The sequence below is a fragment of the Hasllibacter halocynthiae genome (assembly GCF_003003095.1).
Lineage (GTDB): Bacteria > Pseudomonadota > Alphaproteobacteria > Rhodobacterales > Rhodobacteraceae > Hasllibacter > Hasllibacter halocynthiae.
The window spans coordinates 1,314,711-1,337,769 of the sequence record NZ_PVTT01000001.1; the positions used below are offsets into that span (position 1 = coordinate 1,314,711).

The window sequence follows — 23,059 nt, forward strand, 5'->3', positions numbered from 1 at the left end:
CGCGGGGGCGCCGCGGCAAGGGATGCCTCGACAGCGGGCGGGTGGCCCGGCATCACCACCCCCATGCGCATCATCCTTCTGTCGATCCTTCTGCTGGTGCCGCTCGCCTCCGCGGCGCAGGAGGAGCAGCCGAGCGAGCCCATCGCCGTCGGGGCGGACGAGACCCAGGACGGGGCGATCGCCGACCGGATCAGGAGCATCCTGCGCGAGCTGGACTACGACTCCGTCGCCGTCCGCGTCTCGAGCGGCATCGTCACGTTGACCGGGGAGGCCCCGGACGCCGCGGCCGTCACCCGCCTCGACGAGATCGTCACCCGCGTCGAAGGCGTCGTCGCGATCCAGAACGAGGTCGCGGAAAGCACCGACGTCGCCCGTCGCGGCGCGGACGCGGCCGAGCGCATCGAGAACCGGGTCGCGGCCTTCGCTGCCTATCTGCCCCTTCTGGCGCTGGCGGGCGCGGTGCTGGGGGGCGTCGTCCTCCTCGGCCTCTTCGTGGCCCGCAGGCGCTGGCCCTGGGACCGCCTCGCGCCCAACTCCTTCGTTGCCGACATTTACCGGCAGATCGTGCGCATCGTCTTCGCCATCGCCGGCCTCGTGATCGCGCTCGACATCCTGAACGCGGTCGCCCTCCTCTCGACGATCCTGGGGGCGGCGGGGATCATCGGCCTCGCGATCGGCTTCGCGGTCCGCGACACGGTCGAGAACTTCATCGCCTCGGTGATGCTGTCCTTCCGCCAGCCCTTCCGGCCCAACGACCTCGTCGAGATCGAGGGCGACATGGGCAAGGTGATCCGCTTGACCAGCCGGGCGACGATCCTGCTGTCGCTGGAGGGCAACCAGATCCGCATACCCAACGCGACCGTGTTCAAGGCGCGGATCGTGAACTATTCCGCCAACCCCGAGCGGCGCTGGCAATTCGAGATCGGCGTCGCCTCGGACGCCGACCTCGCCGCCGTGCGCGCCCTGATCCGCCGGACCGTCGAGGGGCTGGACTACACGCTCGCCGAGCCCGCGCCGCAGGTCTGGATCGACCGCATCGGGGACGGGGCGATCTTCCTGCAGGTCACCGGCTGGATCGACAACGAGGCGACGGGCTTCCTGCGCGCGCGGGGCGAGGCGCTGCGCATCGTGAAGGACGCCGTCGAGGCGGCCGGCGTGGAGGTCCCCGACACGACCTACCGCATCGCGCTCACCGGGGGCGGCACGGGCATCGTGACCGCGACCGATGGCGACACGGCCGAGGACCTTCCTTCCGCACCGCGCCCCGCGGCCGGCCTGCCCGCCGAGACGGCCGCCGACGCACATGCGGAGCTTCGCGCGGATGCGGCGCTCGACCGGCTGGCCGACGCCGAACGGGGGGCGAAGGAGAACGAGGATCTCCTCAGCCCGGTGGCGCCGACCGAATGAGCCCCCGAGGGCTTGCGTGGCCCATCGCGCGGCGCTAGGTCGCGCGGGCGTTGGGGTGTAGCCAAGTGGTAAGGCAGCGGTTTTTGGTACCGTGTATCGTAGGTTCGAATCCTACCACCCCAGCCACCTCCCACCGGAAATCCAGCAAGAACAAGGCCCTGAAGTCCGCCCGGGCGCGCCGTCGCGTCCGCCGGGCCAAGGGTGCGATACAGCCTGTGATACAGGCCGCGACACGGCGCCCGGCGCCCGCGCCGCCCGGGGCCTGCCCGAGAGACTCGCGCTGCGCATGCTCGGACCCGGTCCGTCATCCACGGGGCCGTACACCCGCCGGCGCGGCCGGATCTTCCACTACGCCCGCCGCTTGCCCGCCCCGATCGCGGATGCACTCGGGAAAAGATTCTTGCGGCTCTCGCTTCGATCCGACCTCCGCGATGTGGCGATGCAGCGGGCCATGACGGTCCACTCCTACGCCGTCCGCGTAGAGGACGAATCCGGGCGGCGACTGCTGAACGAGAACCAGACGAAGGCGCTGCTGACCGAGGGCGTGCGGGCCGAGCTGGCCCGGATGATCGAGAGGAACGGGCCGTCAGCGCTCGGAACGATGCGGAGATCGACGACCGCATCGCCGCGCTTGAGGAAGAGAACGGGCGCCTGCGCAGGGCTACCCGGCGCAACGAGTTCGCCCCGCTCCAGGGGTGGGTCGGCGCCGCGAAGCGAGGCGGCATCGAAAGGCCCGCGATCGAGAAGCCTGCGATCGACCCAGAACTGACATGCTGCTCGATCTGTTCGGTTCGGTCATTCGGCTGCCCCGCAATCACGGCAAGAAGACGAACGGGGCCGCAGGACGAAGCAAGAAGGGATCGGTGCGGCGGACGCCCGAGATGCCGCCATCACGGAGGAAGTCCGCGCGGTCGAGAGCATCTCGGATGCCGAGCGCTGGGCCATCTTGGGGGAACGCCTGGTGCCGCGCCTGACGCTCCAGACGATCAAGCGCTACCGCGACAGCGTGAACAGGGTCTGGAAGGCGGCCGAGGCCCTCGGCGCGAAGGGACTGGCGAAGGTGCCCGGCTACAAGGCGGTGGAACGGCATTTGGAGACGAAACGCCCGGCTGACCCGCTCCACATCCACCGCACGAAGCCCAAGACCAGAGAGGCCTGGAGCGAGGAGCGGCTGACGAGGCTCTTCGCGTCCCCGATCTACCGGGGCTGCGCCTCCGCCGACCGCCGCTGGATGCCCGGCAAGCTCATTCTCCGCGACGCGCTCTACTGGGTTCCTCTCATTGTCGAAACGCTCGGCACCCGGATCCGCGAGGTCCTGGAGCTTCGCCGCTCGGACCTCGAGTTGCGCAACGGGATCCTGTGCCTGCGGATCGACCTGTCGGCAGAGAAGCGCGTGAAGACCGAGGACAGGGGCCGCGTCGTGCCGATCCCGCAACTGCTCCTCGATCTCGGCTTCGCGGAATGGATCGGGGACCTGCCCGAAAAGCACGGCGGGATGCTCTTTCCCGAGATCGCGGACCGCGCCGGAACGCGCCCGCTGTCCGACACCTTCTGCAAAGTCCGGACCAAGGTCTGGAAGCATCTGGGCCTGACGGATCGGGAAGAGGACTGCTACGCGCTGCGCAAGACCTTCCAATCCATGCTCGAGGCCAACGACGTGTCCGAGGGGCGCCGTGAACCGCCCCGGGTTTCCCGGGGGCTTCCGGCCGTGGGAGGACGGAGCCATGGAATGGCATCGAAAAGGGATGCGGCCGAGGCGCGCGAGCGGGCGGCTCGGATGGTGGGCGATCACGCCTCCGGTCGTGCAAGCCGATGGGCGGCGATCCGACCGGTCGCGCCGAAGATCGGGTGCACGGCGTCGGCCTCGGGTCCCGGACCGATGAAGGCTAGGAGGCTCACCGCCGCGGCGGTGGGCCCGACAAGCCAGGAGGGCATCCGTGCCCGGGGCCTTCGCGCGGGCCGAGGAGGTGGCGCGCATTTGAACCGAGGCTCGCGATACCCGGCCATCCGCCACGCCGGGCGCCTCGGCGTGGCGGGGGTCGAGCCGTCGGTCGGGTCGGTCGGCGACAGCTACGGACAACGCCTGGTCCGAGATGGCGATCGGGCTGTTCAGGAGAAGGTCGAAGGGGCGTTCGCCATCCAGTCGCTCGCTACCTTGCAGGAGCGCCAGCAAGCCCCGGACGAGGCGCAGACTACATCAGGCCGATGCGGCCGAGGATACGGTCGAGGGCGATGCGGTCGTCCGCGTCCACATGTCCGAAGAGGGCGTCGTCCCGGGCGAGCGCAGCGGGCGCGATGCGATCGACGATCCCCCACCCGGCCCGCGTCAGGCGCCATCGGTCGCGCTTGCGGTTGGCCGGATCGGCGCGCCGCCCGATGAGGGCGCGCACCTCCAGGGCGCGGAGGGTCCGGCTCGCCGTCATCGGTTCCAGGCCGAGCCGCTCGGCGACGTCCCGGCCCGAGAGGTCCGGCGCGATCGCGAGCGCCAGGAGACACCGCCACTGGGTCAGCGTGACCCCTGCCGCGCGGCCGAGCTCCTCGCGGAAAGGGCGGGCGAGATGGTTGGCGGCGGCCAGAAGGCGGAACGAGACCGTCTCGGCGAGCTCGGGCGCGGCCCGGGCCGGGCCCTCGGCCCCATCGCCGGAACCGGTCAAGCCGTCCAGCGGGCGAGCGCACGCGCAGCCGCTGCGATGCGTGTCTCGTCCGGCAGGTAAGCGCGCTCCAGCTCGCGGGCGAAGGGCGTGGGGATGGGAGGCGGCGCCAGGCGGGCGACAGGCGCCTCGAGCGCGTCGAACGCCTTCTCGGCGATGGTCGCGGCGACGTCGTTGATCGACGCGCCGGTCGAGATCGCCTCGGACAGGAGGAGGACCCGACCAGTCCGATGCACCGATGCCAGGACCGCCTCCTCGTCCCAGGGCGCGATGGTCCGCAGGTCGATCACCTCGGCCTCGATCCCCTCCGCGTCGAGCGTCTCGGCAGCCTTGAGGGCGCGCTTGGTCATCAGGGCCGAGGCCACGACCGTCACGTCGGCACCCTCGCGGGCCCGGACCGCCGGGCCGAGGGGAAGCGGTGGCGCACGGCGCTCCACCTCCGCGCGGCCTGCATGGTAGAGGGCCATGTGCTCCAGGAAGAGGACGGGATTGTCGTCGCGGACGGCCGCGCGCATCGTGTCGTAGGCGTCCTGCGGCGTCGAGGGCGCGGCGATCTTCACCCCGGGCACGCCCATGAGCCAGGAATGATGGTCGTAGGCATGCCCGTGGAAGGGCCCGATCCCGTATTTCACGCGCAGCACGAAGGGCACGCGCGCCGCCCCGCCCGAATAGTAGTGCATCGCGCCGGCATCGAGGAACTGCTGCATGACGAGGGCGAGGAACTCGCCGAACATCAGGTCGAGCACCGGGCGCTTTCCCTGCAGGGCGGCGCCGACGGCGAGACCGGCCATCGTACCCTCGGACATGGGCATGTCGATGACGCGCTCCGCGCCGAACCGCTCGAAGAGGCCCGCATTGGATCGCAGGGGCCCGCCGAAGCGACCGATGTCCTGGCCCATCACGAAGACGCCGGCATCGGCCTCCATCTCGTCCTCGATGGCGGCGACGACGGCCTGCTGGAAGGTCATCCTCATGCGAAGACGTCCTCCGGCATCAGATCGCCCGGATCGGGGACGGCGCCGTCCTGCGCGGCGGTGAAGGCGGCGTCCACCTCGGCGACGAGTTTTGCGTCGAGCGCGTCCATGGCGGCGGCATCCATCACGCCTTCCTCGATCAGGAAGGCGCGATAGCGCGCGACCGGATCGCGATCGCGCCAGGCGGCGATCTCGGCGGCGTCGCGATAGTCCTCCGCGTCGGAGACGAAATGCCCCGCGACGCGGTAGGTGCGCGCCTCGATGAGCGTCGGGCCGCCCCCCTCGCGCGCGCGCGCGATCGCCTCGTCCATCGCTGCACGGACCTTCAGCACGTCGTTGCCGTCCACCCGCGCGCCCGGCATCCCGAAGCCGCGCGCGCGCTCGAAGATCGGACCCCCGTTGCCGTCCGGGGCGGGGGTCGAGATCGCGATCTGGTTGTTCTGGCAGACGAAGACGACCGGCAGCGCCTTGATCGCCGCCATGTTCATCGCCTCGTGGCAGTCCCCACGGCTCGACGTGCCGTCGCCGAACACCGCCAGCGCGATGTCGCCGTCCCCGTCCATCACGTGCGAGAGCGCGGCGCCGCAAGCATATCCCAGGGGCGGGCCGAGGGAGCCGCCGTAGAGGCCGATGATCCCGTGCTCCGGCGGGCCGCACACGTCGCTGCGGTGGCGGCCGAGATGGTAGGCGTCGGTCTTGCCCAGGCAGCCGGCCATCATCCTGCCGAGGTCGGCGCCCTTCGCGAGGGCGGCCGTGATCGCGCCGCGATAGTGGGGGGCGACCGTATCGCCCTCGCGCAGGCCGTAGTAGACCGCCGCCGCGACGGCCTCCTCGCCCTCCAGCCCGTGCCAATGGCCGTCATGGGCGCCGACGACGCGGTCGAGCGCCCGCGTCAAGCTCATCAAGCGGTACATGCCCTCGAGGACGTCGTTGTCCCGCCTCACGTCGCGGCCTCGTAGCGGCCGAGGACGGCGCCCGGCGCCACTTCCTCGTCTGGCGCGGCGAGGGCCTCGCGCAACGTGCCGGCGGCCTCCGCCTCGATCTCCATCGCGACCTTGTCGGTCATCACCTCGGCGATGACGTCGCCCTTCGCGAAGGCGGAGCCGGGGGCGACGACCCATTCGACGAAGGTCGCCTCGGTGACGCCCTCCCCGAGGGGGGGCAGCGTGATGTCGTGCAGGGTCATGGCGTCTCCGGGCGCAGCAGGTCCGCCGGATCCGCGAGGCGGCCGGCGAGGGCGTCGAGGAATTCGTTCGCCGCGGCGCCGTTGAGGGCGCGGTGGTCGAAGGTGAGCGAGACCGGCAAGACTAGACCGGACGCGACGGCGCCGTCGCGGATCACGGGCGCTTCCCGGATCGCGGTGATGGCCATGATGGCGACCTGCGGGAGCGGGATCAGGGGCGTGGCGTATCGCGGCGTCGGCGAGCGGCCGGCGCTCGAGAGGGTGAAGGTAGCGCCGCGCATGTCCGCCGGCGCGAGCGCGCCCCGCGCAGCCCGCTCCGCCAGATCGCGCGCCGCCCTGGCGAGCGTGACGGCATCCATCGCGTGCGCGTCCCGGATCACCGGGGCGATGAGGCCTCCCTCCGGCAGCGCCATCGCGAGGCCCAGATGAACGGCCCCGGGCATGTCGAGCGCGTCCCCGTCCAGATGCGCGTTGAGGACGGGATGCGCCGTCAGGGCGCGCGCGGCGGCGACGGCGATCAGGTGCGTGACGGTCGGGCGCGGCCGCTCAAGGGCCGCGAGCGCCGCCTGGAGCGGCGCGGCGTCGAGATCGGCGAACACGGTACACGCCGCGGCCTCCGCAGCCGAGCGCGCCACCGCCTTCGCGACCTGCCGCTGGACCGGGGACAGCTTGTGCACCGGCATCGCACCCTCCCCGACGACGTTTCCCTGGACAGGATGTAACAGATGATACACGCTTCGTGTCAACACGCCGGGACGCGCGTGAGGGAGGACACCATGCTCAAGACGACCATAGGCGCTGCCGCATTCGCACTTTCTGCCCTGCCCGTCGCCGCGCAGGATATCACGCTCACCCTGGGTCACGTCGCTCCGCCGGGTAGCTCCTATCAAGCCGCCGCCGAGCGCTTCGCCGAGGCGCTCGACGAGGCGTCGGGCGGAACGATGGCGGTCGATATCGTGCCCGGCGCGGCCCTCGGGGGGCTCAACGAGCTCTGGGCGCAGCTGCGGACCGACGCGCTCGATCTGCACCTCATAGACGTGGGCGGCATCATCGCCATGCGCGAGGGCCGGCCCTTCCTGGTGACCTGGGCGCCGTTCCTCTTCGAGGATCAGGATCATTTCCGGCGCTTCGCCCGTTCGGACCTCTTCGCCGAGATGATGGACGGCGTGGAGGCCGAGACGGGCGTGAAGTATCTCGGCTATGTCGGCGACCGTCCGCCGCGCATCGTCACCACCGCCGAGACGCCCGTACGCGTCCCGAACGACCTCCGGGGCCTGACGATCCGCACGCCCCAGCATCCCTTCGTGATCGCCGCCTTCGAGGCCTGGGGCGCGTCCTCTTCGCCCATCGGCGCGGCCGAGCTTCTGATCGCCCTGCGGACCGGGGTCGTCGACGGGCAGGACAACGGCGTGATCGACTTCGTCGGCTCGGGCTATGCCGAGGCCAACAAGCACCTGACGCCTCTCGACTACATCCTCTCGGGCCTGGGCCTCTGGATGTCGCCCGCCCGCTGGGAGGGGATGACCGAGGAGCAGAAGGGCTGGCTGACCTCGGCCGCGATCCGCGCCGGCACCGACGGCGAGGCGATCCACGAAGCCGAGATGGAGGCCGCGATGGAGGCGCTGGACGGCCTCGGCGTGACCGTCACCGAGCCCGATACCGAGGCCTTCCGCACCGCCATCCAGCCCTTCCTCGACGGCGCCGACGGCACGGCCTGGGAGGCGGGGCTCTACGAGCGGATCGGCGGCCTCTGAGCCGGTGCTCGGCGAACGCGGCGCGGCGAACGCGGGCTGGCCGGAGGCGGCCCGTAGAGCCCTCGAAGTCGCCTTGCGCGCCGGGGTGCTGGCCGCCCTCGTCGCTCTGATCGCGCTGGAGGCGGCGCAGGTGCTGCTGCGCTACGGCTTCGGGGCGGGCTTGGCGTGGGGGCGGGACGTCGGCGGGCTCCTCCTGTTCTCGCTCGCCTGGCTCGGATTGCCGCTCCTATGGCTGAAGCGCGCGCACTTGTCGCTCTCGCTCTGGCGGCTCCCTGCGGGGGTGGAGCGCCTGTGGGACCGGGCAATCGACGCGACCGCCCTGGCCGCTGGCGCCGCGCTGCTCGTCTTCCTGCTGCAGGCGGCGGCCGCGTTCCGGTTCATCGACATGGCCGCGCTCGGCACCGACGCCTCGATCCGCACATGGCCGCTGATCGCCGGAACGTGTCTGTGGAACCTCGCCGCGCTGCTGAACCTGGTCCGCCCGCCGGAGCCGGCCGGGGGATGATCGAAGTCGGCGTCACGGTGGCGATCATGCTTGCGCTCATGGTGCTGCGGGTCCCCGTCTTCCTCGCCATCGGCGGGGCCGCAGGCGCCTTCGCGCTGCTGTGGGCGCCGATCCTTCGCGGCGACGTCTTGGCGCAATCCTTTCTGCGCGGGCTCGACAACCAGGCCTTCGCCGCGATCCCCTACTTCTTCGCGGCCGGCGCGATCATGAACGCGGGCGGGATGTCCGCGCGCCTGCTGAGGCTCGCCCGCGCCCTCGTCGCCCATGTCCGCGGGGGCCTCGCCCATGCGAACGTCACCGCCTCGGTGGTCTTCGCCGGCATCTCCGGCTCGGCGGTGGCGGATGCCGCCGCGGTGGGCTCGGTGATGATCCCGGCGATGGAGCGCGACGGCTACCCGCCCGCCTACGCAGCCGCGGTCACCGCTGCCAGCGCCACGATCGGCCTGATGATACCCCCTTCGATCCCGATGGTCATCTTCGCCCTCTTCACCCCCGCGGACGTGACCGACCTCTTCGTGGCCGGTATCGTGCCGGGGCTCATGATGGGCGCGGTGCTGCTAGCCGCATCGGTCGTCCTGGCGCGGCGTCGGGGCTACGCCTCCCATCCCTGGCTGGGATGGGGCCGCGTCTGGGGCGCGCTGAAGGGCAGCATCCTCGCGCTGCTGATGCCCGTCTTCGTGGTCGCGGGCCTCGTGGGGGGCGTCGCGACCGTCAACGAGATCGGCGCGCTCGCTGCGATCTACGCGGCGGTCGTCACGCTAGGTGTCTACCGTGACGTGACGGCGCGCCAGCTCCTCGTCGCGCTCGCGGACGCCGCGGCCGACAGCGCCAAGATACTCATCGTCATCGCCGCCTCCGGCGCCTTCGTCTGGATCGCCGCGCGCGTTGGGCTTGCGCGCGAGATGGCGGCGGTCGTCTCGGAGGCGCAGCTCTCGCCAGTGGTCCTGCTGACCATCATCGCCGTCACGCTCCTGGTGCTCGGGACGGTGCTGGAGCCGGTCACGCTCCTTATCGTCGTCGCGCCCGTGATCGCGCCCGTGGCGGTCCTGGCGGGCATCGACGTGGTCCAGCTGGGTGCTGTGTTCGTGCTCGCCTCCGCGATCGGCCTCGTGACCCCTCCGGTGGGGATCCTGCTCTTCATGACGGCAGCGCAGGCCGGCGTGCCCCTGCTCGCGGTGGTGCGCGAGGTCGCGGTCTTCCTCGCCGCGCTCGTCCTGCTCCTCGCCGTCGTCGTCGCATGGCCGGGGGCTACGCTCGGCCTCGGTCGGCTGCTGGGCCTCTGAGCAGAGCTCCGCAGAACGAACCCATCCGCCATCGCACCGTTAGCTCACATGGATCGGGACTCCGCACCGATCCCAGCTTCGACACTTCCCACGAGAGCCGGGCCCGTTCGGCAGAGGGGCGACGCGTCCTTCTTCCGAAGATCGATACACGATCCCGGGGCGAACGGCGCGTCGACGCGGTCGGTGCAGGGCCTGTTGAAGAAGGCTTTGTCTTCCTCGGCTGGCTGCAGTCTACGTGGTTCACTTCCTCCGGGCCGAGGGAGTGCAGATCACGATGGCATGGCAGATCGACGCGATCCTCGACCTCGTCCTCCCCCTTGAAGCGACGGCGCCGCACCGTGCGAGCGGCGGGCGTCCTTCGATCAATCCAGAGCTTCTGCTGCGAACGTTGCCGGCCGGCTGTCTCTACGGCGTGCGGTCCGAGCGGCAGCGATGGTGCGAGGAGGTCGATCTGAACCCGCCGCGTCGGCGGTTCCGTCGCCCCGGCCTCGACGGCTGCGTGCCGGATCATTCCGCATGCACCGAGAACCGGCATGGCCGCTTCTCGAGCGAATGGTCAGACCGGGGCCAAGAGCATCAGCGCCGGGGGCGGCCGCATCCTGACCGGGCCGACGACAACGCCAGATGAACCGCCGAGCAACCGGCGGTGCCGGAAGCCGCGCGACACCCGTGCCGCCAGCCTGATAGCCGGCTAGGTCGCCGGCTTCCTCGACGGACCCTGCATCTTGCGGGAACGTCGTCGCAGCGGTTGGTGGAGGGCCAGCTCGGCCGGCCGGCCTCAGCCGCACCCGCAGGAATGGGGCAGGACGAAGGGGCCGGGCGGGGTCTCGCCCGTGCGCACCGCGCAGCCATAGGCCGCCGAGAGGGGCCGGTCGGCGATCACGGTCCCCGGCGGCCCTGCCAGGGCCACCCTGCCCTCCGCCATCAGGACGACCTGGTCGGCCATCATCGCGGTCAGGTTCAGGTCGTGCATGACCGCGATAACCCCCCCGCCCGCGGCCGCGTAGTCCCGCGCGATGCCAATCACCTCGAGCTGGTGAGCGATGTCGAGCGCGGCGACCGGCTCGTCCAGGAGAAGCCAGCGGGCGTGGCCGTCCAGCACGGGGGACCAGACCTGCGCCAGCACGCGTGCGAAATGCACGCGCTGCGCCTCGCCGCCCGAGAGCTCCTGGAAGAGGCGGGATTCGAAGCCGGACAACCCTACCCGTGCGAGGGCCGCCTCGGCGATCCCGCCTCGTGCCGCTTCGGTCCCGGCCGCGAGGCCGAGGCGCACGACCTCGATCACCGTGAACGGGAAGGCGAGGCGGGTGGCCTGCGGCAGGACCGCCCGACGGGACGCCAGCTCCCAGGGGCGCATGCCGGCGATCGCGGCGCCGTCCAGCGTGACCACGCCCAGGCCGTCCAGCTCGCCCGAGAGGCGGCGCAGGAGGGTGGTCTTGCCCGATCCGTTCGGCCCCACCAAGGCCGTGACCGCGCCCGCGCGGGCCCGCAGGTCGACGCCGCGCAGCGCCTCGGTGCGCCCCAGTCTGGCGCGCAGGCCCCGTGCCGCGATCAAAGGTCGACCACGCCGTGGCTGCGCAGCAGGATCCAGAGGAAGACCGGACCGCCGACGACCGCCGTGACGATGCCGATGGGAAGCTCCGCCGGCGGGATCACCGAACGGGAGAGGATGTCGGCCCCCACGAGGAAGACCGCCCCCAGAAGCGCCGCGTTCGGCAGGAGCCAGCGGTGCGAGGGACCGATCATGAGGCGGAGGAGGTGCGGCACCACGATCCCCACGAAGCCGATCCCGCCTGAGACCGCTACGGCGGCCCCGGTGGCGGCAGCGACGGACAGGATCGCCGCGTTCTTGATCCGCTGCACGGGCTGGCCGAGATGCATGGCTGCCGCCTCGCCCAGGGCGAGCGCGTCGAGCCCCCGCGCGAGGAGCGGGGTCGCCGCCAGCGCCAGCAGGATCGCCGGCGCCGCGGCGGCAAGCTTGGCCCAGGACGCGCCAGCGAGCGATCCGAGTCCCCAGAAGGTCAGCTCGCGCAGTTCGCCGTCGTCGGCGGCGTAGATCATCAGGCCCGAGACGGCCCCTGTCAGCGCGCCGAGCGCGATCCCCGCCAGCAGCATGGTCGCGACGGACGTGCGGCCGCGGCGGGTCGAGACGCGGTAAAGAAGGATCGTCGACGCCCACCCGCCGAGGAAGGCCGCGACCGGAACGGCGTAGATGCCGGTCCAGCCGATCACCCAGACGGGCAGTGCGGAACCCACGACGATCGCGGTGACCGCGCCGAGCACCGCGCCGGCGGAGACGCCGACCAGGCCCGGATCGGCGAGCGGGTTGCGGAAGAGGCCCTGCATCACCGCGCCCGACACGGCAAGTGCCGCACCGACCAAGACCCCCATCAGGAGCCGCGGCAGGCGGATGTCCAAGAGCACGATCCGATCACGCTGCGAGCCCTCCTCGCCGCGGAGGATGGCGCCGCCGACGGACCAGAGATCGACCCCCGAAGCGCCGAAGGTCAGCGAGGCCAGCGAGACCACCGCCAGGACCGCGCCGAGGGCGAGGCAGCACAGGCGGCCCAGGACGGCGCGGTCGTCCAGCCCGCCCGAGGCAGTCGCCGCAAGGCTCATCGGCCGCGGACCCTCCCGATCTCGGCGGCGAGGGTCTCGACCGCCTCCGGGGTGCGCGGCCCGAACCCGAGGAGGAGGAGCCCGTCCATCCGGACGACGGCTTGGGCGTCGGCGGCGGGCGACGCGATCAGCGCGGGGTGCGCGAAGAGCGTCTCGTCGTCGGCGCCGTGGTCGCCGCCGCGGTCCATCATCAGGATCACGTCGGGCCGTGCCTCGGCGACGGCCTCGTCCGTGACGGGCTTGTAGCCGTCGAACCCCGAGAGCGCGTTCTCCGCACCCGCCATCTCGATCATCGCCTCGGCGGAGGTGCCCTCGCCCGCGGCGATCAGACGGCCGCCGGCGGCCGACAGGAGGAACAGGACCCGCTCGTCCCCCTCCGGCAGCCCCTCGGCGACCTCGGCGAGCCGGACGTCGACCTCCGCCGCCAGGCGGGCGCCCTCCTCCGGCACGCCGATCGCGTCGGCGACCGCGAGGATCTTCGCGCTCAGCCCCGCGCGGTCGCGCGCGTCGGGAACGGCCACATAGGGGATCCCAGCTTCGCGCAGGATCGCCAGCGCCTCGGGCGGGCCGGCGCCCGACTCCGCGACGATGAGGTCGGGGTCCACCGAGAGCACGCCTTCGGGCGAGAGCGTCCGCAGATAGCCGACATCCGGCAAGTCCTCGACCTCGGACGGATGGCTCGACGTGGCATCGCGGGCAATCAGGCGGTCGCCTTCGCCCAAGGCATGCACGATCTCCGTCACCGAGCCCCCCAGGGAGAGGATGCGCTCGGCGCGCGCGCCCTCCGCGAAGGCGACGCCCCGAACCACCAGGGCGAGCACGAACGCCGTCAGCACGACGTCGATCGGCCTCGGAATGCGGCATGGCATGTGGATCATAGCGGCGTCTCCTCGGGTGCGGGAAGGCCGGCGACCAGCTCAGCCCAGGGTTCGTGATGATCGACCTCTTCCTTCCTGACGCCGAAGGCCTCCACCGACAGGGCGGGGCCGCGCCCGGTAGGCTTCTCGACGGCCCAGACCTCGGCCACCTTGTCGGCGCGCAGGTGCAGGTTGTGGCGCGGTTCGAGGACATTGATCCATGGTCCCGTCGGCGCGACGCGGTCCAGCGGGCCGGTGTGGATCTCGATGCACCCGGCGTTCCCGACGAAGACCATGACGGGGAGCCTGGAACCGGCAAGACCTTCCAGCGCCGCGACGACGGCGCCCGGGCAGAGGCGGCGCGCGAAGGGCGGACCCGCGATCCGGTAGGCGCCCAAGCGGTTCAGCTTCATGCGGCGTACCAGTATAAGGAACTGGTGCGCGTCGGTCATCCGCCGCCATCCGTCCCGGAGGCGACCGGCCTTCGCCGGGTCGATCTTCGGACCCTCGGTCGGCACGCGCGGCGCGAAGTCCGGCAGGCCGCCCTCCGCGCAGAGGGCCTTCGACGCGGCGTCCCACACCCGGACGTCCGAGCCTTCGCGCAGGAAGACCTTGTGGACCGCATCCCCGGCCGCATCGAATATCTGAAGCGACCGGCGAAGGTCGTCCTCGCCGTCCTTCTCGACGGCCCAGGCATGGGCCCAATGCTTCGGGAAGACGCGCAGGTCGATCTCCGGCCCCAGGATCATCCCGGCGTGATCGCCGCCCTGCCAGCCCTCGTAGATGCCGACCTTCTCGATCACGCAATGCTCGTTCCGGGTCAGCGCCATGACCTCGCCGAGCCCCTGCACGACCGGCATCAGGCGATCCGGCGCCGCCGCGATCGGAACGCTCCGCCAGGGGCCATCCCCTTCGGCGTGGGCCGCGATCAAGGCCGCCTCCGGCAGCCCGATCCGCGCGGCCAGGTTCCGCTCTCTCGCCGGAGGCGCGGCCGCGGCGCGCTCGCGTATCTCCGCCATCCGGTCCGATGTTACCGTGCTCACCATGCGATTCCCCTCGTGATGGAGACCCGGACGTTCCGTCCCGGGCCGTCGTCGCCGGCCAGTGAGTTGCGGTAGTCGCGGTCGAAGACGTTATCGACGGCGGCGCGCAGCTCGAACCCCTCGAGGGCGCTCGACCGCGGCGTCCAGCCGACGAAGACGTCGTGGACGGCATAGCCGGAGAACTCGTCGGCGCCGTAGGAAATGTCGTCGACGAACGTCCCCTCCCAGCCGTATTCGAGGCCGAGGTCAGGGTTCCTCCCGCCGATCGTCAGAGCGAGGCTCTCCGCCGGTATGGACCCCAGCCGCTCGCCCGTCGCGCGGTCCTCGCCGTCGACATAGGTGTAGGCGAGGCGGCCGAACACGCGCTCGGCCTCGTAGCCGGCCTCGATCTCGACGCCCTCGATCAGAGCCTCGCCGATGTTCCGGTACTGGGGCAGCCCGCCCCCTCGCTCCGCAATGGATCGCCGCTCGATCAGGTCCTCGATGTCGTACCGGAACGCCGTCGCCTTGGCCGAGATCTCGCCCGATCCGAGGGCGGCGGAGTAGGCCAGGCCGATCTCGATCGCATTGGATCGCTCGGGCGCCAGGGCGAGCGAGGGGCCCTCGGACTCGTCCTCCGGGCTCGTCGGATCGTCGGCGGAGGTGGAGAATAGCTCATCCAGGGTCGGCGCACGCTCGGTTCGGGAGATCGAGCCGAAAACGCTCCACGCCTCGTCGATCTTGTAGAGCATGGCGAGCTTCGGCGAGACCGAGGTCGTGCTGCGGTTCGCGCCGCCGGGCACAAGAGGTCCGGGCTCGAGCTCCGAACGGTCGACGCGAATGCCCGGCACCAAGGTCAGGTCGCTGATTACGATCTCGGCTTGGGCAAAGGCGCCGAAACGCGTGTCGGTGCCCTCGGGATGGAAGCCCAGCGGACCGAGCTCGGTGCTCGCCGTCCGTTCCTGCTGCGTAGCCTCGACGCCGACGGTCAGGAAGGTCTCTGCCCCGCCCAGATCGAAGCGCGCAGTGTTCTGCGCCCGCACGCCCGCAGTACGATAGCCGTACTCGCTGTCGGCAAAGAGGGGCGAGCCGAAGCCCCCGAAGGATGCGTCGTCCTGCTCGACCCGTGTGTCCGAGTAGAAGGCCGACAGCTCGTAGTCAAAAAGGTCGTCGCCGATCACCTCGTCTGCGAAAGTCAGCACGACCGTCGTGTCCCGGACGCTCCGGTCGATCGTCCCGAAGCCGAGCGTCCCGGTCTGGCTGTAGTCCGTGTCGTCGAGATCGCTGTCATAGGCCTGGACGCTAGCCGAGAGCGTGCGCCCCTCGCCGAGAGAGAACGTGTCCTTCAGAAGGCCCGAGAAACTGTCGAACTCCGATCCGCTGACCTCGTCGCCATCGCCGTCCTTGTAGTTGTTTGCGAGGCGGTAAGTCAGAGCCGCCAGGAACTCGGCGTCCTCGGAGGGGCGGCTCGCGTAGATCACGCTGCCGAACCCCCCCTCGCCGTTCGTCTGCCCGCCGAGGCGGAAGCGCAGCGCGCCCGTCTCTCCGCCCTCGAGGAAGTCGGAGGCGTCGCGCGTCTCGAACCGCACGACGCCCCCCAGCGCCCCTGCCCCGTAGAGGGTGGACGATGCCGGGCCGCGCAGCACCTCGACCCGTCGGAACAGCTCGGGGTCCGAGAAGAAGGAGCCGACGCGATACTGCTCGTAGAACTTCGGCACGCCGTCGACGCTTACGATGATCCGCGATTCGTCCGCGGCGACCAGCTCGCCGATGCCACGGATGTTGAAGCTGATCCCGGCCGGCCGCTCCGACCCGATGGGCTGGATGCCCGGCACGTCGTCGAAGAGGTCGGCCGCCGTCGTCGGCACCGCGCGATCGATATCCTCCTCGTCCACCACCGTGATGGCTTGCGGCGTGTCGATGACGACCCTGGGAAAGCCGAAGAAGCCGAGGACGATGTCGTCGAGGCGCACGGGCTGCTGCTGGGCCGCCGCCGGCGACACCACGGCTGCGAGAAGCGTCACGAAAGAGCCGCGCCGCCAAACGGAATGCGTCATCGGACCATCCTTCCGAAGTACGTTCTGCATGGATGGCTGGCGAAAGCTGGCTCGGCCGCGCGAGGACGACCTCCGCCCTCTCCTGTCTATATCCGACTATAGAAGTCAAGAATGATCGGAGGGCGTCCGGACGCGGTGCCTCCTCATCGGGAAGAGGCTCGGTCGACGCATCGGTCCACTTCGGGCAGGTCTTCCAGGTCCTATCCGTGTTCGGCGGGGAGAGGATGCATGCCTGCTACGGCGGCGTCCCTCCCCCTAGGACTTCCAGCAGAACTCCTACCGATGGTTCTGCGATCGTCGCTCATGCGGGAGACGGTGAGCGATGAGATGTCGGCGGCGTCGGCACCGCTGCTGCCTGAGGGCGGACACCGACGCTGGCGGATCCTGGCGACCCCGGCAGGATTCGAACCTGCGACCTGCCGCTTAGGAGGCGGCTGCTCTATCCTGCTGAGCTACGGGGCCTTCGCCCGCCCCTCTGGCCCGAGGAGGCGCGCCGATCAAGGGCCGCCCCCCTCGCCCGCCGCCACGGCGCGGCTTAAGACGGGGTTATGACGGACCATTCGATCCCGCCCCGGCGCCCGCTCACGCTCCGCGACGTCAGCGAGGCGGCGAGCGTCAGCGAGATGACCGTATCGCGCGTCCTGCGCGGCCGGGGCGACGTGGCTTCCGCAACCCGCGAGCGGGTGCTCGCGGCCGCCAAACGACTTGGCTACGTGCCGAACCGGATTGCGGGGGGACTCGCCTCCAACCAGGTGAACCTCGTCGCGGTCGTCATCCCCAGCCTTCGGAACATGGTCTTTCCCGACGTCCTCTCGGGTATCCAGGAAGGGCTGGCCGACACGCCGCTCCAGCCGGTCGTGGGCGTCACGGACTACCGCCCGGAGCGCGAGGAGGAGGTCCTCTTCGAGATGCTCTCCTGGCGGCCCACGGGCGTCATCGTCGCGGGGCTGGAGCACACGGCGGCGGCGCGCGCGATGCTGCGCGCCGCGGGGGTCCCGGTCGTGGAGGTCATGGACGCGGACGGCGAGCCCATCGACGCGATGGTGGGCCTGTCGCATCGGCGCGCGGGACGGCTGACGGCCGAGGCCATCGTCGAGCGGGGCCATAGCCGCATCGCCTTCGCGGGAACGAAGATGCCCCTCGACCACCGTGCGCGGAAGAGGTTCGAAGGCTTCACCGAGACGCTGGCCCGCCACGGCTTGGAGATCGCGGATCAGGAGTTCTACGAAGGCGGAAGCGCGCTCGCCAAGGGCCGCGAGATGACCGAGGCGCTGCTGTCCCGGACACCGGATCTCGACATGATCTACTACTCCAACGACATGATCGGCGCCGGCGGGCTTCTCTGGTGCCTGGAGCAGGGGATGGATGTCGGCCGGCAGATCGGCCTTGCGGGATTCAACGGTGTCGACCTCCTGGACGGGTTGCCGCGGCGCCTCGCGACGATGGACGCCGGCCGGACCGAGATCGGCCGCCGTGCCGCCGCGCTGGTCCTCGAACGCCGCGCCGGCGTCCCGACGGAGGATCGCGTCGTCCTCGAGCCGGCATTCAGGCCCGGCGACACGCTGCGGCCGCGGGAGCGCAGCCCGCAATAGCCGTCCACCCCAGGATGCGGTCCGCGCCGTCGGGCGATGCTTTATCGCAGGTCGCAGACCGGATCACCGAGGAACCTCACGCACGAGGAGGGGATCCACTTCCTGCCGCTGACCTGCGACCCAAGCTTCGTCCCCATCCAGACTGATGGCGAACTTTGGTGCCGGCGAACCCATCCAATCGGCCTCCGAGCGGGGGAAACGCACGTAGAGGCCGGGAACCTCGTTTAGATAGCTCGTCACCTCCAGGGAGGGCAGGACGAGGTAGGAGTAGGACTGCAGCGGCGCCGCCTCCGGGTTGCCTGCGACCAGCCCGTGGCCGTTGAGCGGCAGCCAAGGCCCCTCCAGCGCGCCCGAGGCCGCCCGGAACCCGAAGAGACCCTCGGCAGGCTTGTCGGCGGCGTCGGGCAGGAGGAACCCATGCGACGAGAAGAAGAGGTAGAGGCCGTCCTCCCCCCGGCGCACCAGATGCGGCCGCTCCAGCTGCGCCGACACGCCGTCGGAGGCGAGGATCGGCTCGCGCAGCTCCCACTCGCCATCGATCCCGTCGACCGCGCAGCCCAGGCCCACGACGCCGTTGGCCGGCCCGCTCAGGTAGTTCGTGTTGGCGGTGAAGAGGGCGCAGTCGCGCCCGTCCTCGCCCTCGTGCCGGAAGTACCAGGGATCGCGCATGCCGTAGACGACGTCGTCCGCGGGATACTGCTCCTCCGTCATGTAGACCCCGCCTTCCGCCTCGAGGATCACACGATGCTCGCTCATGGCCGCGAACTCGAGGCCGTCCTCGCCGCTCTCCACGCTCGCGGAAGCGAGTGCGACGCGCTGCACCGTGGAAGGACGGCCGAAGCCCGGATGTCTGGGCGAGTGGGAGACGACGTCGTCCGGCGTCTCTCCACGCAGTTCGCCGACGGCGGCGTAGAAGAAGTGGATGCGCCCGGTCTCCTCGTCGTAGACGGTCGAGCCGGCCCATTGCCGAGAGCCGAGCGCCGTTCCCTCCGGAAACACGAGGCCGCCGTACCGCCAGTCCTCGCCTGCCGCGCGGGTCCAGTAGCGCCATTGCGAGCGGGTGGAGAATTCGGTCTCGAACAGCCCCCGCTCCGCCGAGAGGGCGATCAGGATCACGCGCCCGTCGATCATGGCGATCGATCCGTCACGATGCCGCACCGGCCAAGCGTCCCAGAGGAGGAACTCGTCGGAAAACATCTCCTCCGGCGCGGTGAAGAGGGGCAGTGTCAACTCCGGCCGCGTATCCATGCTCAGCGCCGCCTCCATCGTCCAAAGGTCGATCACGTCCCCCTGAAAGCTGAACAGATCGGCGGGCCGTGTTTCCGCGCCGCCCGCGTCCTGCGCCAGGGTGGGTGATGCTGCCGTGAAGGCCATCGTCATCGCAAGTGTCTGGAGACGGAAGGGGAGGGTCATCGCGATATCCTTTCTCTGCAGGTCGCGGCCTGCCGGGACGGGCGTCGCCCGGTCCCTCCATCCTGCCGTCCTCGGGCGCTTCGCGGCCGCGGCTTGGTGATCGACCCTAGCCGAGGAGAGACGTGCCGGGCGAACTCGTAGATAGCGTAACCTAGAGTGCGGAAGCCGGGTGTCAGCAGGGCCGGGAGATCGGGTTCGCCGCTCCCGACGCCGAACGACGTCTGGATCCGGAAAGCGCCGGCGGCCGCCGTCCTCGTGAGGACGGGACCCTCGTGCCCTTCCCGCCCCCGACGGGGCACGGCCCGAAGCGGCCGATGGGGGGTGCGGATCGATCCCGCCACCGCTCCGCCGCAGCTTCTGCCACGTCGTGACGGAGCCCTCTGCGGCACCCCGATGCCCTCGGGGGTCAGGCAGCGGGCGTTTCCGAGCGCGCCCTCAGCACTCGGGCAGGTTGACGGCGATGCCGGCTCGAGAGGTCTCCTTGTAGCGGTCATCCATGTCGCGGCCGGTCTGGCGCATCACCTCGATGCAGTTGTCGAGCGGCATGAAGTGCGTGCCGTCGCCCCTGAGCGCGAGCGCAGCTGCCGAGACCGCCTTGATCGCACCAAGGGCGTTGCGCTCGATGCAGGGAACCTGGACAAGCCCCGCGGCGGGGTCGCATGTCATGCCGAGGTGATGCTCCAGCGCGATCTCGGCGGCGTTCTCGATCTGGGCGTTCGTTCCGCCCAAGGCCGCGCAGAGCCCGGCGGCCGCCATGGCCGAGGCCGACCCCACCTCGCCCTGGCAGCCCACCTCCGCCCCCGAGATGGAGGCGTTGTGCTTGATGATCCCGCCGATCGCGGCGGCCGTCAGCATGAAGTCGCGCCGCCGGTCCGCCCCCTCGACGCCGCACTGCTCTCGCAGGTAGCGCAGGACGGCCGGGACCGTGCCCGCCGCGCCGTTGGTGGGGGCAGTCACGACCCGCCCCCCGGCGGCGTTCTCCTCGTTCACGGCCATGGCCCAGACCGACAGCCACTCGTTGCCCGCATGCGGCAGAGGGCGGTTGCTGCCCCGTTCGGCACGAAGGCGGTCGTGGATGTCCTTGGCCCGGCGGCGGACATTCAGGCCGCCGGGCAGCACGCCCGTGCGAGAGAGGCCCGCGTCGATGCAGGCCTCCATCGCGTCGGCTAGGGCGTGGGTGCGCGCGTCGATGTCGGCCACTCCCGCCGCCAGTTCGTTCGCGCGTTTCATGGAGGCGACGGACAGGCCCGACGCCTCGCCCATCCGTAGCATCTCCCCGGCGGTGCCGAACGGATAGGGGTAGCCGCGCGCGGACTTCTCGGCGCCGAGGTCGCCGCCACCGGCCAGCTCGGCCTCCGTCGCGACGAAGCCGCCGCCGACGGAGAAATAGGGCATCGCCAGCCGCGCGTTGCCGCGCGCGTCCTCCGCCCGGAAGGTCAGGGCGTTGGGGTGCTGCGGCAGGGGCGGGCCGTAGTCGAAGACGATGTCCGCACCGGGATCGAAACGCAGGAGCGGCAGTCCCGCGGGGCGCAGCTCCTTCGTCTCGCGAAGGGCGGCGACGGCCCCGTCCGCAGCCTCGGGGTCGAGCGTCTCGGGCACGTATCCCAAAAGGCCGAGGACCACCGCGCGGTCGGTCGCGTGGCCCTTGCCAGTGAAGGCGAGGCTACCATGGAGCGTCACCGACAGCCGTACGGGCGCCCCCGATCCGGGGATCGGGTCGGCCCCGCCGCGCAGCGCCTCGAGAAAGCGCGCCGCGGCCACCATCGGCCCCATCGTGTGGGACGAGGAAGGGCCGACGCCCAGCTTGAAGACCTCGAGAAGTGAGATGAACATCGCGGATGACGGCTCAGCCGTAGATCGGGTGGTTCTCACAGAGGCGGCCGGCCTCCGCGCGCACCGCGGCCTCGACCTCCGCGTCGCCCTCCTCGTTCGCGGACAGGGCGCGGACCACGCGAAGCACCATCTCGCCCACGGCGCGGAAGTCGTCCTCGTCGAAGCCGCGGGTCGTGCCGGCCGAGGTCCCGAGGCGGATGCCGGAGGTGACGAAGGGCTTCTCCGGGTCGAATGGAATCGCGTTCTTGTTGCAGGTCAGGCCGGCCCGCTCCAGCGCGGCTTCGGCCACCTTTCCGGTTACGCCCATGGGGCGCAGGTCGACCAGCACCATGTGGCAGTCTGTGCCGCCGGACACCACGCCGAGGCCGCCGGCGATCAGCGTCTTGGACAAAGCGCGCGCGTTGGCCAGGACCTGCCGCGCATACGTCTTGAACGACGGATCGAGCGCCTCGCCGAAGGCGACGGCCTTGGCCGCGATTACGTGCATCAGGGGGCCGCCTTGGTTGCCCGGGAAGACGGCCGAGTTGAACTTCTTGGCGAGGTCCGCGTCGTTCGTCAGGATGATGCCGCCGCGCGGCCCCCGCAGCGTCTTGTGGGTGGTCGAGGTCACGACATGAGCGTGCGGCATCGGATCGGGGTATTCGCCCGCCGCAATCAGACCCGCGTAATGCGCCATGTCCACCATCAGGATGGCCCCTACCTCGTCGGCGATGGCGCGGAAGGCGGCGAAGTCGATGGGCCGTGGATAGGCCGAGGCCCCGGCGATGATCAACTTGGGCCGCTCCGCCAGCGCGATCTGGCGCACCTTGTCCATGTCTATGAGATGGCTGTCTTCCTCGACCTCGTAGGAGACGACGTCGAACCATTTGCCCGACATCGTCACCGGCGAGCCGTGGGTCAGGTGCCCGCCATGGGCCAGCGACATGCCCATGATCTTGTCGCCCGGCTTCAGGAGCGCGAGGAACACCGCTTGGTTGGCCTGCGCGCCCGAATGGGGCTGCACGTTGACGTACCCCGCGCCGAACAGCTGCTTGAGCCGATCGCGGGCGATCTCCTCCACGGTGTCGACATGCTCGCAGCCGCCATAGTAGCGGCGGCCCGGATAACCCTCGGCATACTTGTTGGTCAGGATCGAGCCCTGGGCCGCAAGCACGTCGCGGCTGACGATGTTCTCCGATGCGATCAACTCGATCTGGTGCTGCTGGCGATCCATCTCGCTGGCGACGGCCTCGGCGATGGCAGCGTCGGTAATCGTGGCGGTCGTGGCGTCGAGCATGGCGTCGTCCTTTCCTGCATGGCGCCCGTGGGCGCGCGTGCCGGGGAGCGCCCCGACATCGGTTTCGGTCATTGGGGCGGGACTAGAGCCCTGCCGCGATCTCTGCGCGGCCGATCTCCAGCAGGTCGCGCACGAAGGGCGCGAAGGAGCGCCAGACATCCATGCGGAACGTATCCTCGGCATCGCGCCACAGGATCACGGTCGCGCCGTCGAAAACGGTGCGAACCGCCCGCCCCGGCGCGAGGCGCGCGAGGTCGCGGGGACAGCCGATCGTCATCAACGTCAGCGCCTCCGGCCCCGTCACGCGCACCGTGACCTCGCGGTCCGAGACGTCGACGAGGCTGTGGGGCGTGCGATCGTAGAGATCGGCGAAGGCCCGGGCGATGGCCCCGCCCGCTTCCGCCGGCGCGGTAATGAGCCATTCGTCGGGGCCGAGGCAGAGTGCGGTGCGCTCCTCCGCGCCCCGCGCGACGTCGCCGACCCGCACCGGCAGGTCCAGCCCGAGCGTCTCGGAGGCGGCGGCACGTCCGTCCGCACCCACCCGCAGCGAGAAGCGCGCGTCGGGGGCCAGATCCTCGATCGTGACGGTGGCGTCGGGCATCCGCGTGTCGTGCATGGTCATGGTCCTGCCCT

The 23,059-nt window shown here is 70.8% G+C and carries 21 protein-coding genes and 2 tRNA genes; 7 read left to right on the forward strand and 16 right to left on the reverse strand.

All coding sequences use genetic code 11. From position 1 onward, the window contains the following. The first annotated feature begins 63 nt into the window (after positions 1-63). Both BCF33_RS06570 and BCF33_RS06575 read left to right on the forward strand, forming a co-directional pair. Positions 64-1,407, forward strand: coding sequence for a mechanosensitive ion channel family protein (locus BCF33_RS06570; RefSeq protein ID WP_106160060.1), 1,344 nt, complete (start codon positions 64-66; stop codon positions 1,405-1,407). A 51-nt stretch (positions 1,408-1,458) separates the two neighbouring features. Beyond that, a tRNA-Gln gene (locus tag BCF33_RS06575) sits at positions 1,459-1,533 on the forward strand. Positions 1,534-2,221: 688 nt separating this feature from the next. Here the strand turns inward: BCF33_RS06575 and BCF33_RS14195 are convergent. From BCF33_RS14195 to BCF33_RS06600, 6 genes are all read right to left on the reverse strand, one after another. Next, the gene (locus tag BCF33_RS14195) at positions 2,222-2,989 is read right to left on the reverse strand and encodes a hypothetical protein (protein WP_170073268.1); all 768 of its coding nucleotides are present in this window, start codon (positions 2,987-2,989) and stop codon (positions 2,222-2,224) included. 610 nt (positions 2,990-3,599) lie between these two features. Next, on the reverse strand, positions 3,600-4,061 hold the full coding sequence (locus BCF33_RS06580; RefSeq protein WP_158259361.1) for a MarR family winged helix-turn-helix transcriptional regulator: 462 nt from the start codon (positions 4,059-4,061) through the stop codon (positions 3,600-3,602). Continuing rightward, positions 4,058-5,032 (reverse strand): alpha-ketoacid dehydrogenase subunit beta, encoded by a 975-nt coding sequence (locus BCF33_RS06585; RefSeq protein ID WP_106160062.1) that lies wholly within the window; start codon positions 5,030-5,032, stop codon positions 4,058-4,060. The genes BCF33_RS06580 and BCF33_RS06585 overlap by 4 nt, the downstream gene beginning before the upstream one ends. Then, positions 5,029-5,976, reverse strand: coding sequence for a thiamine pyrophosphate-dependent dehydrogenase E1 component subunit alpha (locus tag BCF33_RS06590; RefSeq protein ID WP_106160063.1), 948 nt, complete (start codon positions 5,974-5,976; stop codon positions 5,029-5,031). The genes BCF33_RS06585 and BCF33_RS06590 overlap by 4 nt, the downstream gene beginning before the upstream one ends. Next, entirely contained in the window at positions 5,973-6,218 is a 246-nt protein-coding gene (locus tag BCF33_RS06595; protein WP_106160064.1) for a lipoyl domain-containing protein, read from the reverse strand. Before BCF33_RS06595 ends, BCF33_RS06590 begins: the two co-directional genes overlap by 4 nt. Further along, entirely contained in the window at positions 6,215-6,898 is a 684-nt protein-coding gene (locus tag BCF33_RS06600) for a 2-oxo acid dehydrogenase subunit E2 (RefSeq protein ID WP_106160065.1), read from the reverse strand. The genes BCF33_RS06595 and BCF33_RS06600 overlap by 4 nt, the downstream gene beginning before the upstream one ends. A 78-nt stretch (positions 6,899-6,976) precedes the next feature. Between BCF33_RS06600 and BCF33_RS06605 the strand changes: the two genes are divergently transcribed. From BCF33_RS06605 to BCF33_RS14535, 4 genes are all read left to right on the forward strand, one after another. Next, positions 6,977-7,969 (forward strand): TRAP transporter substrate-binding protein, encoded by a 993-nt coding sequence (locus BCF33_RS06605; RefSeq protein WP_158259362.1) that lies wholly within the window; start codon positions 6,977-6,979, stop codon positions 7,967-7,969. Between the two features lie 4 nt (positions 7,970-7,973). Further along, positions 7,974-8,474 carry a TRAP transporter small permease subunit gene (locus tag BCF33_RS06610; RefSeq protein ID WP_158259363.1) on the forward strand — a complete coding sequence of 167 codons (501 nt, stop codon included), beginning with the start codon at positions 7,974-7,976 and terminating at the stop codon, positions 8,472-8,474. Then, a complete protein-coding gene (locus BCF33_RS06615; protein ID WP_158259364.1) occupies positions 8,471-9,757 on the forward strand; it encodes a TRAP transporter large permease in 1,287 nt (428 codons plus the stop codon). Before BCF33_RS06610 ends, BCF33_RS06615 begins: the two co-directional genes overlap by 4 nt. A gap of 274 nt (positions 9,758-10,031) precedes the next feature. After that, positions 10,032-10,385, forward strand: a complete 354-nt coding sequence (locus BCF33_RS14535; protein ID WP_146132793.1) for a transposase — start codon at positions 10,032-10,034, stop codon at positions 10,383-10,385. Positions 10,386-10,535: 150 nt separating this feature from the next. Here BCF33_RS14535 and BCF33_RS06625 read toward each other — a convergent pair whose 3' ends face one another. From BCF33_RS06625 to BCF33_RS06650, 6 genes are all read right to left on the reverse strand, one after another. Continuing rightward, positions 10,536-11,312, reverse strand: a complete 777-nt coding sequence (locus tag BCF33_RS06625; RefSeq protein WP_106160070.1) for a heme ABC transporter ATP-binding protein — start codon at positions 11,310-11,312, stop codon at positions 10,536-10,538. Next, the gene (locus tag BCF33_RS06630) at positions 11,309-12,376 is read right to left on the reverse strand and encodes a FecCD family ABC transporter permease (RefSeq protein ID WP_106160071.1); all 1,068 of its coding nucleotides are present in this window, start codon (positions 12,374-12,376) and stop codon (positions 11,309-11,311) included. Before BCF33_RS06630 ends, BCF33_RS06625 begins: the two co-directional genes overlap by 4 nt. Continuing rightward, a complete protein-coding gene (locus BCF33_RS06635) occupies positions 12,373-13,254 on the reverse strand; it encodes a heme/hemin ABC transporter substrate-binding protein (protein WP_245883737.1) in 882 nt (293 codons plus the stop codon). Before BCF33_RS06635 ends, BCF33_RS06630 begins: the two co-directional genes overlap by 4 nt. Continuing rightward, a complete protein-coding gene (locus BCF33_RS06640; RefSeq protein WP_245883738.1) occupies positions 13,251-14,279 on the reverse strand; it encodes a hemin-degrading factor in 1,029 nt (342 codons plus the stop codon). The genes BCF33_RS06635 and BCF33_RS06640 overlap by 4 nt, the downstream gene beginning before the upstream one ends. After that, positions 14,273-16,312 carry a TonB-dependent receptor domain-containing protein gene (locus BCF33_RS06645; RefSeq protein WP_106160073.1) on the reverse strand — a complete coding sequence of 680 codons (2,040 nt, stop codon included), beginning with the start codon at positions 16,310-16,312 and terminating at the stop codon, positions 14,273-14,275. The genes BCF33_RS06640 and BCF33_RS06645 overlap by 7 nt, the downstream gene beginning before the upstream one ends. Before the next feature lie 385 nt (positions 16,313-16,697). Continuing rightward, positions 16,698-16,774 (reverse strand) — tRNA-Arg (locus BCF33_RS06650). Between the two features lie 86 nt (positions 16,775-16,860). Here BCF33_RS06650 and BCF33_RS06655 point away from each other — a divergent pair. Next, on the forward strand, positions 16,861-17,904 hold the full coding sequence (locus BCF33_RS06655) for a LacI family DNA-binding transcriptional regulator (RefSeq protein ID WP_106160074.1): 1,044 nt from the start codon (positions 16,861-16,863) through the stop codon (positions 17,902-17,904). Positions 17,905-17,967: 63 nt separating this feature from the next. Here the strand turns inward: BCF33_RS06655 and BCF33_RS06660 are convergent, their stop codons facing one another. From BCF33_RS06660 to BCF33_RS06675, 4 genes are all read right to left on the reverse strand, one after another. Further along, the gene (locus tag BCF33_RS06660; RefSeq protein WP_106160075.1) at positions 17,968-19,317 is read right to left on the reverse strand and encodes a glycoside hydrolase family 68 protein; all 1,350 of its coding nucleotides are present in this window, start codon (positions 19,315-19,317) and stop codon (positions 17,968-17,970) included. 435 nt (positions 19,318-19,752) lie between these two features. Further along, complete coding sequence (locus BCF33_RS06665; RefSeq protein WP_106160076.1) at positions 19,753-21,150, reverse strand: L-serine ammonia-lyase; 1,398 nt, start codon at positions 21,148-21,150, stop codon at positions 19,753-19,755. Between the two features lie 13 nt (positions 21,151-21,163). Next, positions 21,164-22,426, reverse strand: a complete 1,263-nt coding sequence (glyA, locus tag BCF33_RS06670) for a serine hydroxymethyltransferase (RefSeq protein ID WP_106160249.1) — start codon at positions 22,424-22,426, stop codon at positions 21,164-21,166. 82 nt (positions 22,427-22,508) lie between these two features. Continuing rightward, positions 22,509-23,048, reverse strand: a complete 540-nt coding sequence (locus BCF33_RS06675) for a sarcosine oxidase subunit gamma (protein ID WP_106160077.1) — start codon at positions 23,046-23,048, stop codon at positions 22,509-22,511. Between the last annotated feature and the right edge of the window lie 11 nt (positions 23,049-23,059).

What these genes read in the sequence shown, in the direction of transcription:
- BCF33_RS06640 (WP_245883738.1), bottom strand. Translation starts at nt 14,279, where the DNA reads ATGGTGAGCACGGTAACATCGGACCGGATGGCGGAGATACGCGAGCGC.
- BCF33_RS06645 (WP_106160073.1), bottom strand. Translation starts at nt 16,312, where the DNA reads ATGACGCATTCCGTTTGGCGGCGCGGCTCTTTCGTGACGCTTCTCGCA.
- BCF33_RS06595 (WP_106160064.1), bottom strand. Translation starts at nt 6,218, where the DNA reads ATGACCCTGCACGACATCACGCTGCCCCCCCTCGGGGAGGGCGTCACC.
- BCF33_RS14535 (WP_146132793.1), top strand. Translation starts at nt 10,032, where the DNA reads ATGGCATGGCAGATCGACGCGATCCTCGACCTCGTCCTCCCCCTTGAA.
- BCF33_RS14195 (WP_170073268.1), bottom strand. Translation starts at nt 2,989, where the DNA reads ATGCTTCCAGACCTTGGTCCGGACTTTGCAGAAGGTGTCGGACAGCGG.
- glyA (WP_106160249.1), bottom strand. Translation starts at nt 22,426, where the DNA reads ATGCTCGACGCCACGACCGCCACGATTACCGACGCTGCCATCGCCGAG.
- BCF33_RS06615 (WP_158259364.1), top strand. Translation starts at nt 8,471, where the DNA reads ATGATCGAAGTCGGCGTCACGGTGGCGATCATGCTTGCGCTCATGGTG.
- BCF33_RS06655 (WP_106160074.1), top strand. Translation starts at nt 16,861, where the DNA reads ATGACGGACCATTCGATCCCGCCCCGGCGCCCGCTCACGCTCCGCGAC.
- BCF33_RS06630 (WP_106160071.1), bottom strand. Translation starts at nt 12,376, where the DNA reads ATGAGCCTTGCGGCGACTGCCTCGGGCGGGCTGGACGACCGCGCCGTC.
- BCF33_RS06585 (WP_106160062.1), bottom strand. Translation starts at nt 5,032, where the DNA reads ATGAGGATGACCTTCCAGCAGGCCGTCGTCGCCGCCATCGAGGACGAG.
- BCF33_RS06675 (WP_106160077.1), bottom strand. Translation starts at nt 23,048, where the DNA reads ATGACCATGCACGACACGCGGATGCCCGACGCCACCGTCACGATCGAG.
- BCF33_RS06600 (WP_106160065.1), bottom strand. Translation starts at nt 6,898, where the DNA reads ATGCCGGTGCACAAGCTGTCCCCGGTCCAGCGGCAGGTCGCGAAGGCG.
- BCF33_RS06570 (WP_106160060.1), top strand. Translation starts at nt 64, where the DNA reads ATGCGCATCATCCTTCTGTCGATCCTTCTGCTGGTGCCGCTCGCCTCC.
- BCF33_RS06635 (WP_245883737.1), bottom strand. Translation starts at nt 13,254, where the DNA reads ATGATCCACATGCCATGCCGCATTCCGAGGCCGATCGACGTCGTGCTG.
- BCF33_RS06665 (WP_106160076.1), bottom strand. Translation starts at nt 21,150, where the DNA reads ATGTTCATCTCACTTCTCGAGGTCTTCAAGCTGGGCGTCGGCCCTTCC.
- BCF33_RS06660 (WP_106160075.1), bottom strand. Translation starts at nt 19,317, where the DNA reads ATGACCCTCCCCTTCCGTCTCCAGACACTTGCGATGACGATGGCCTTC.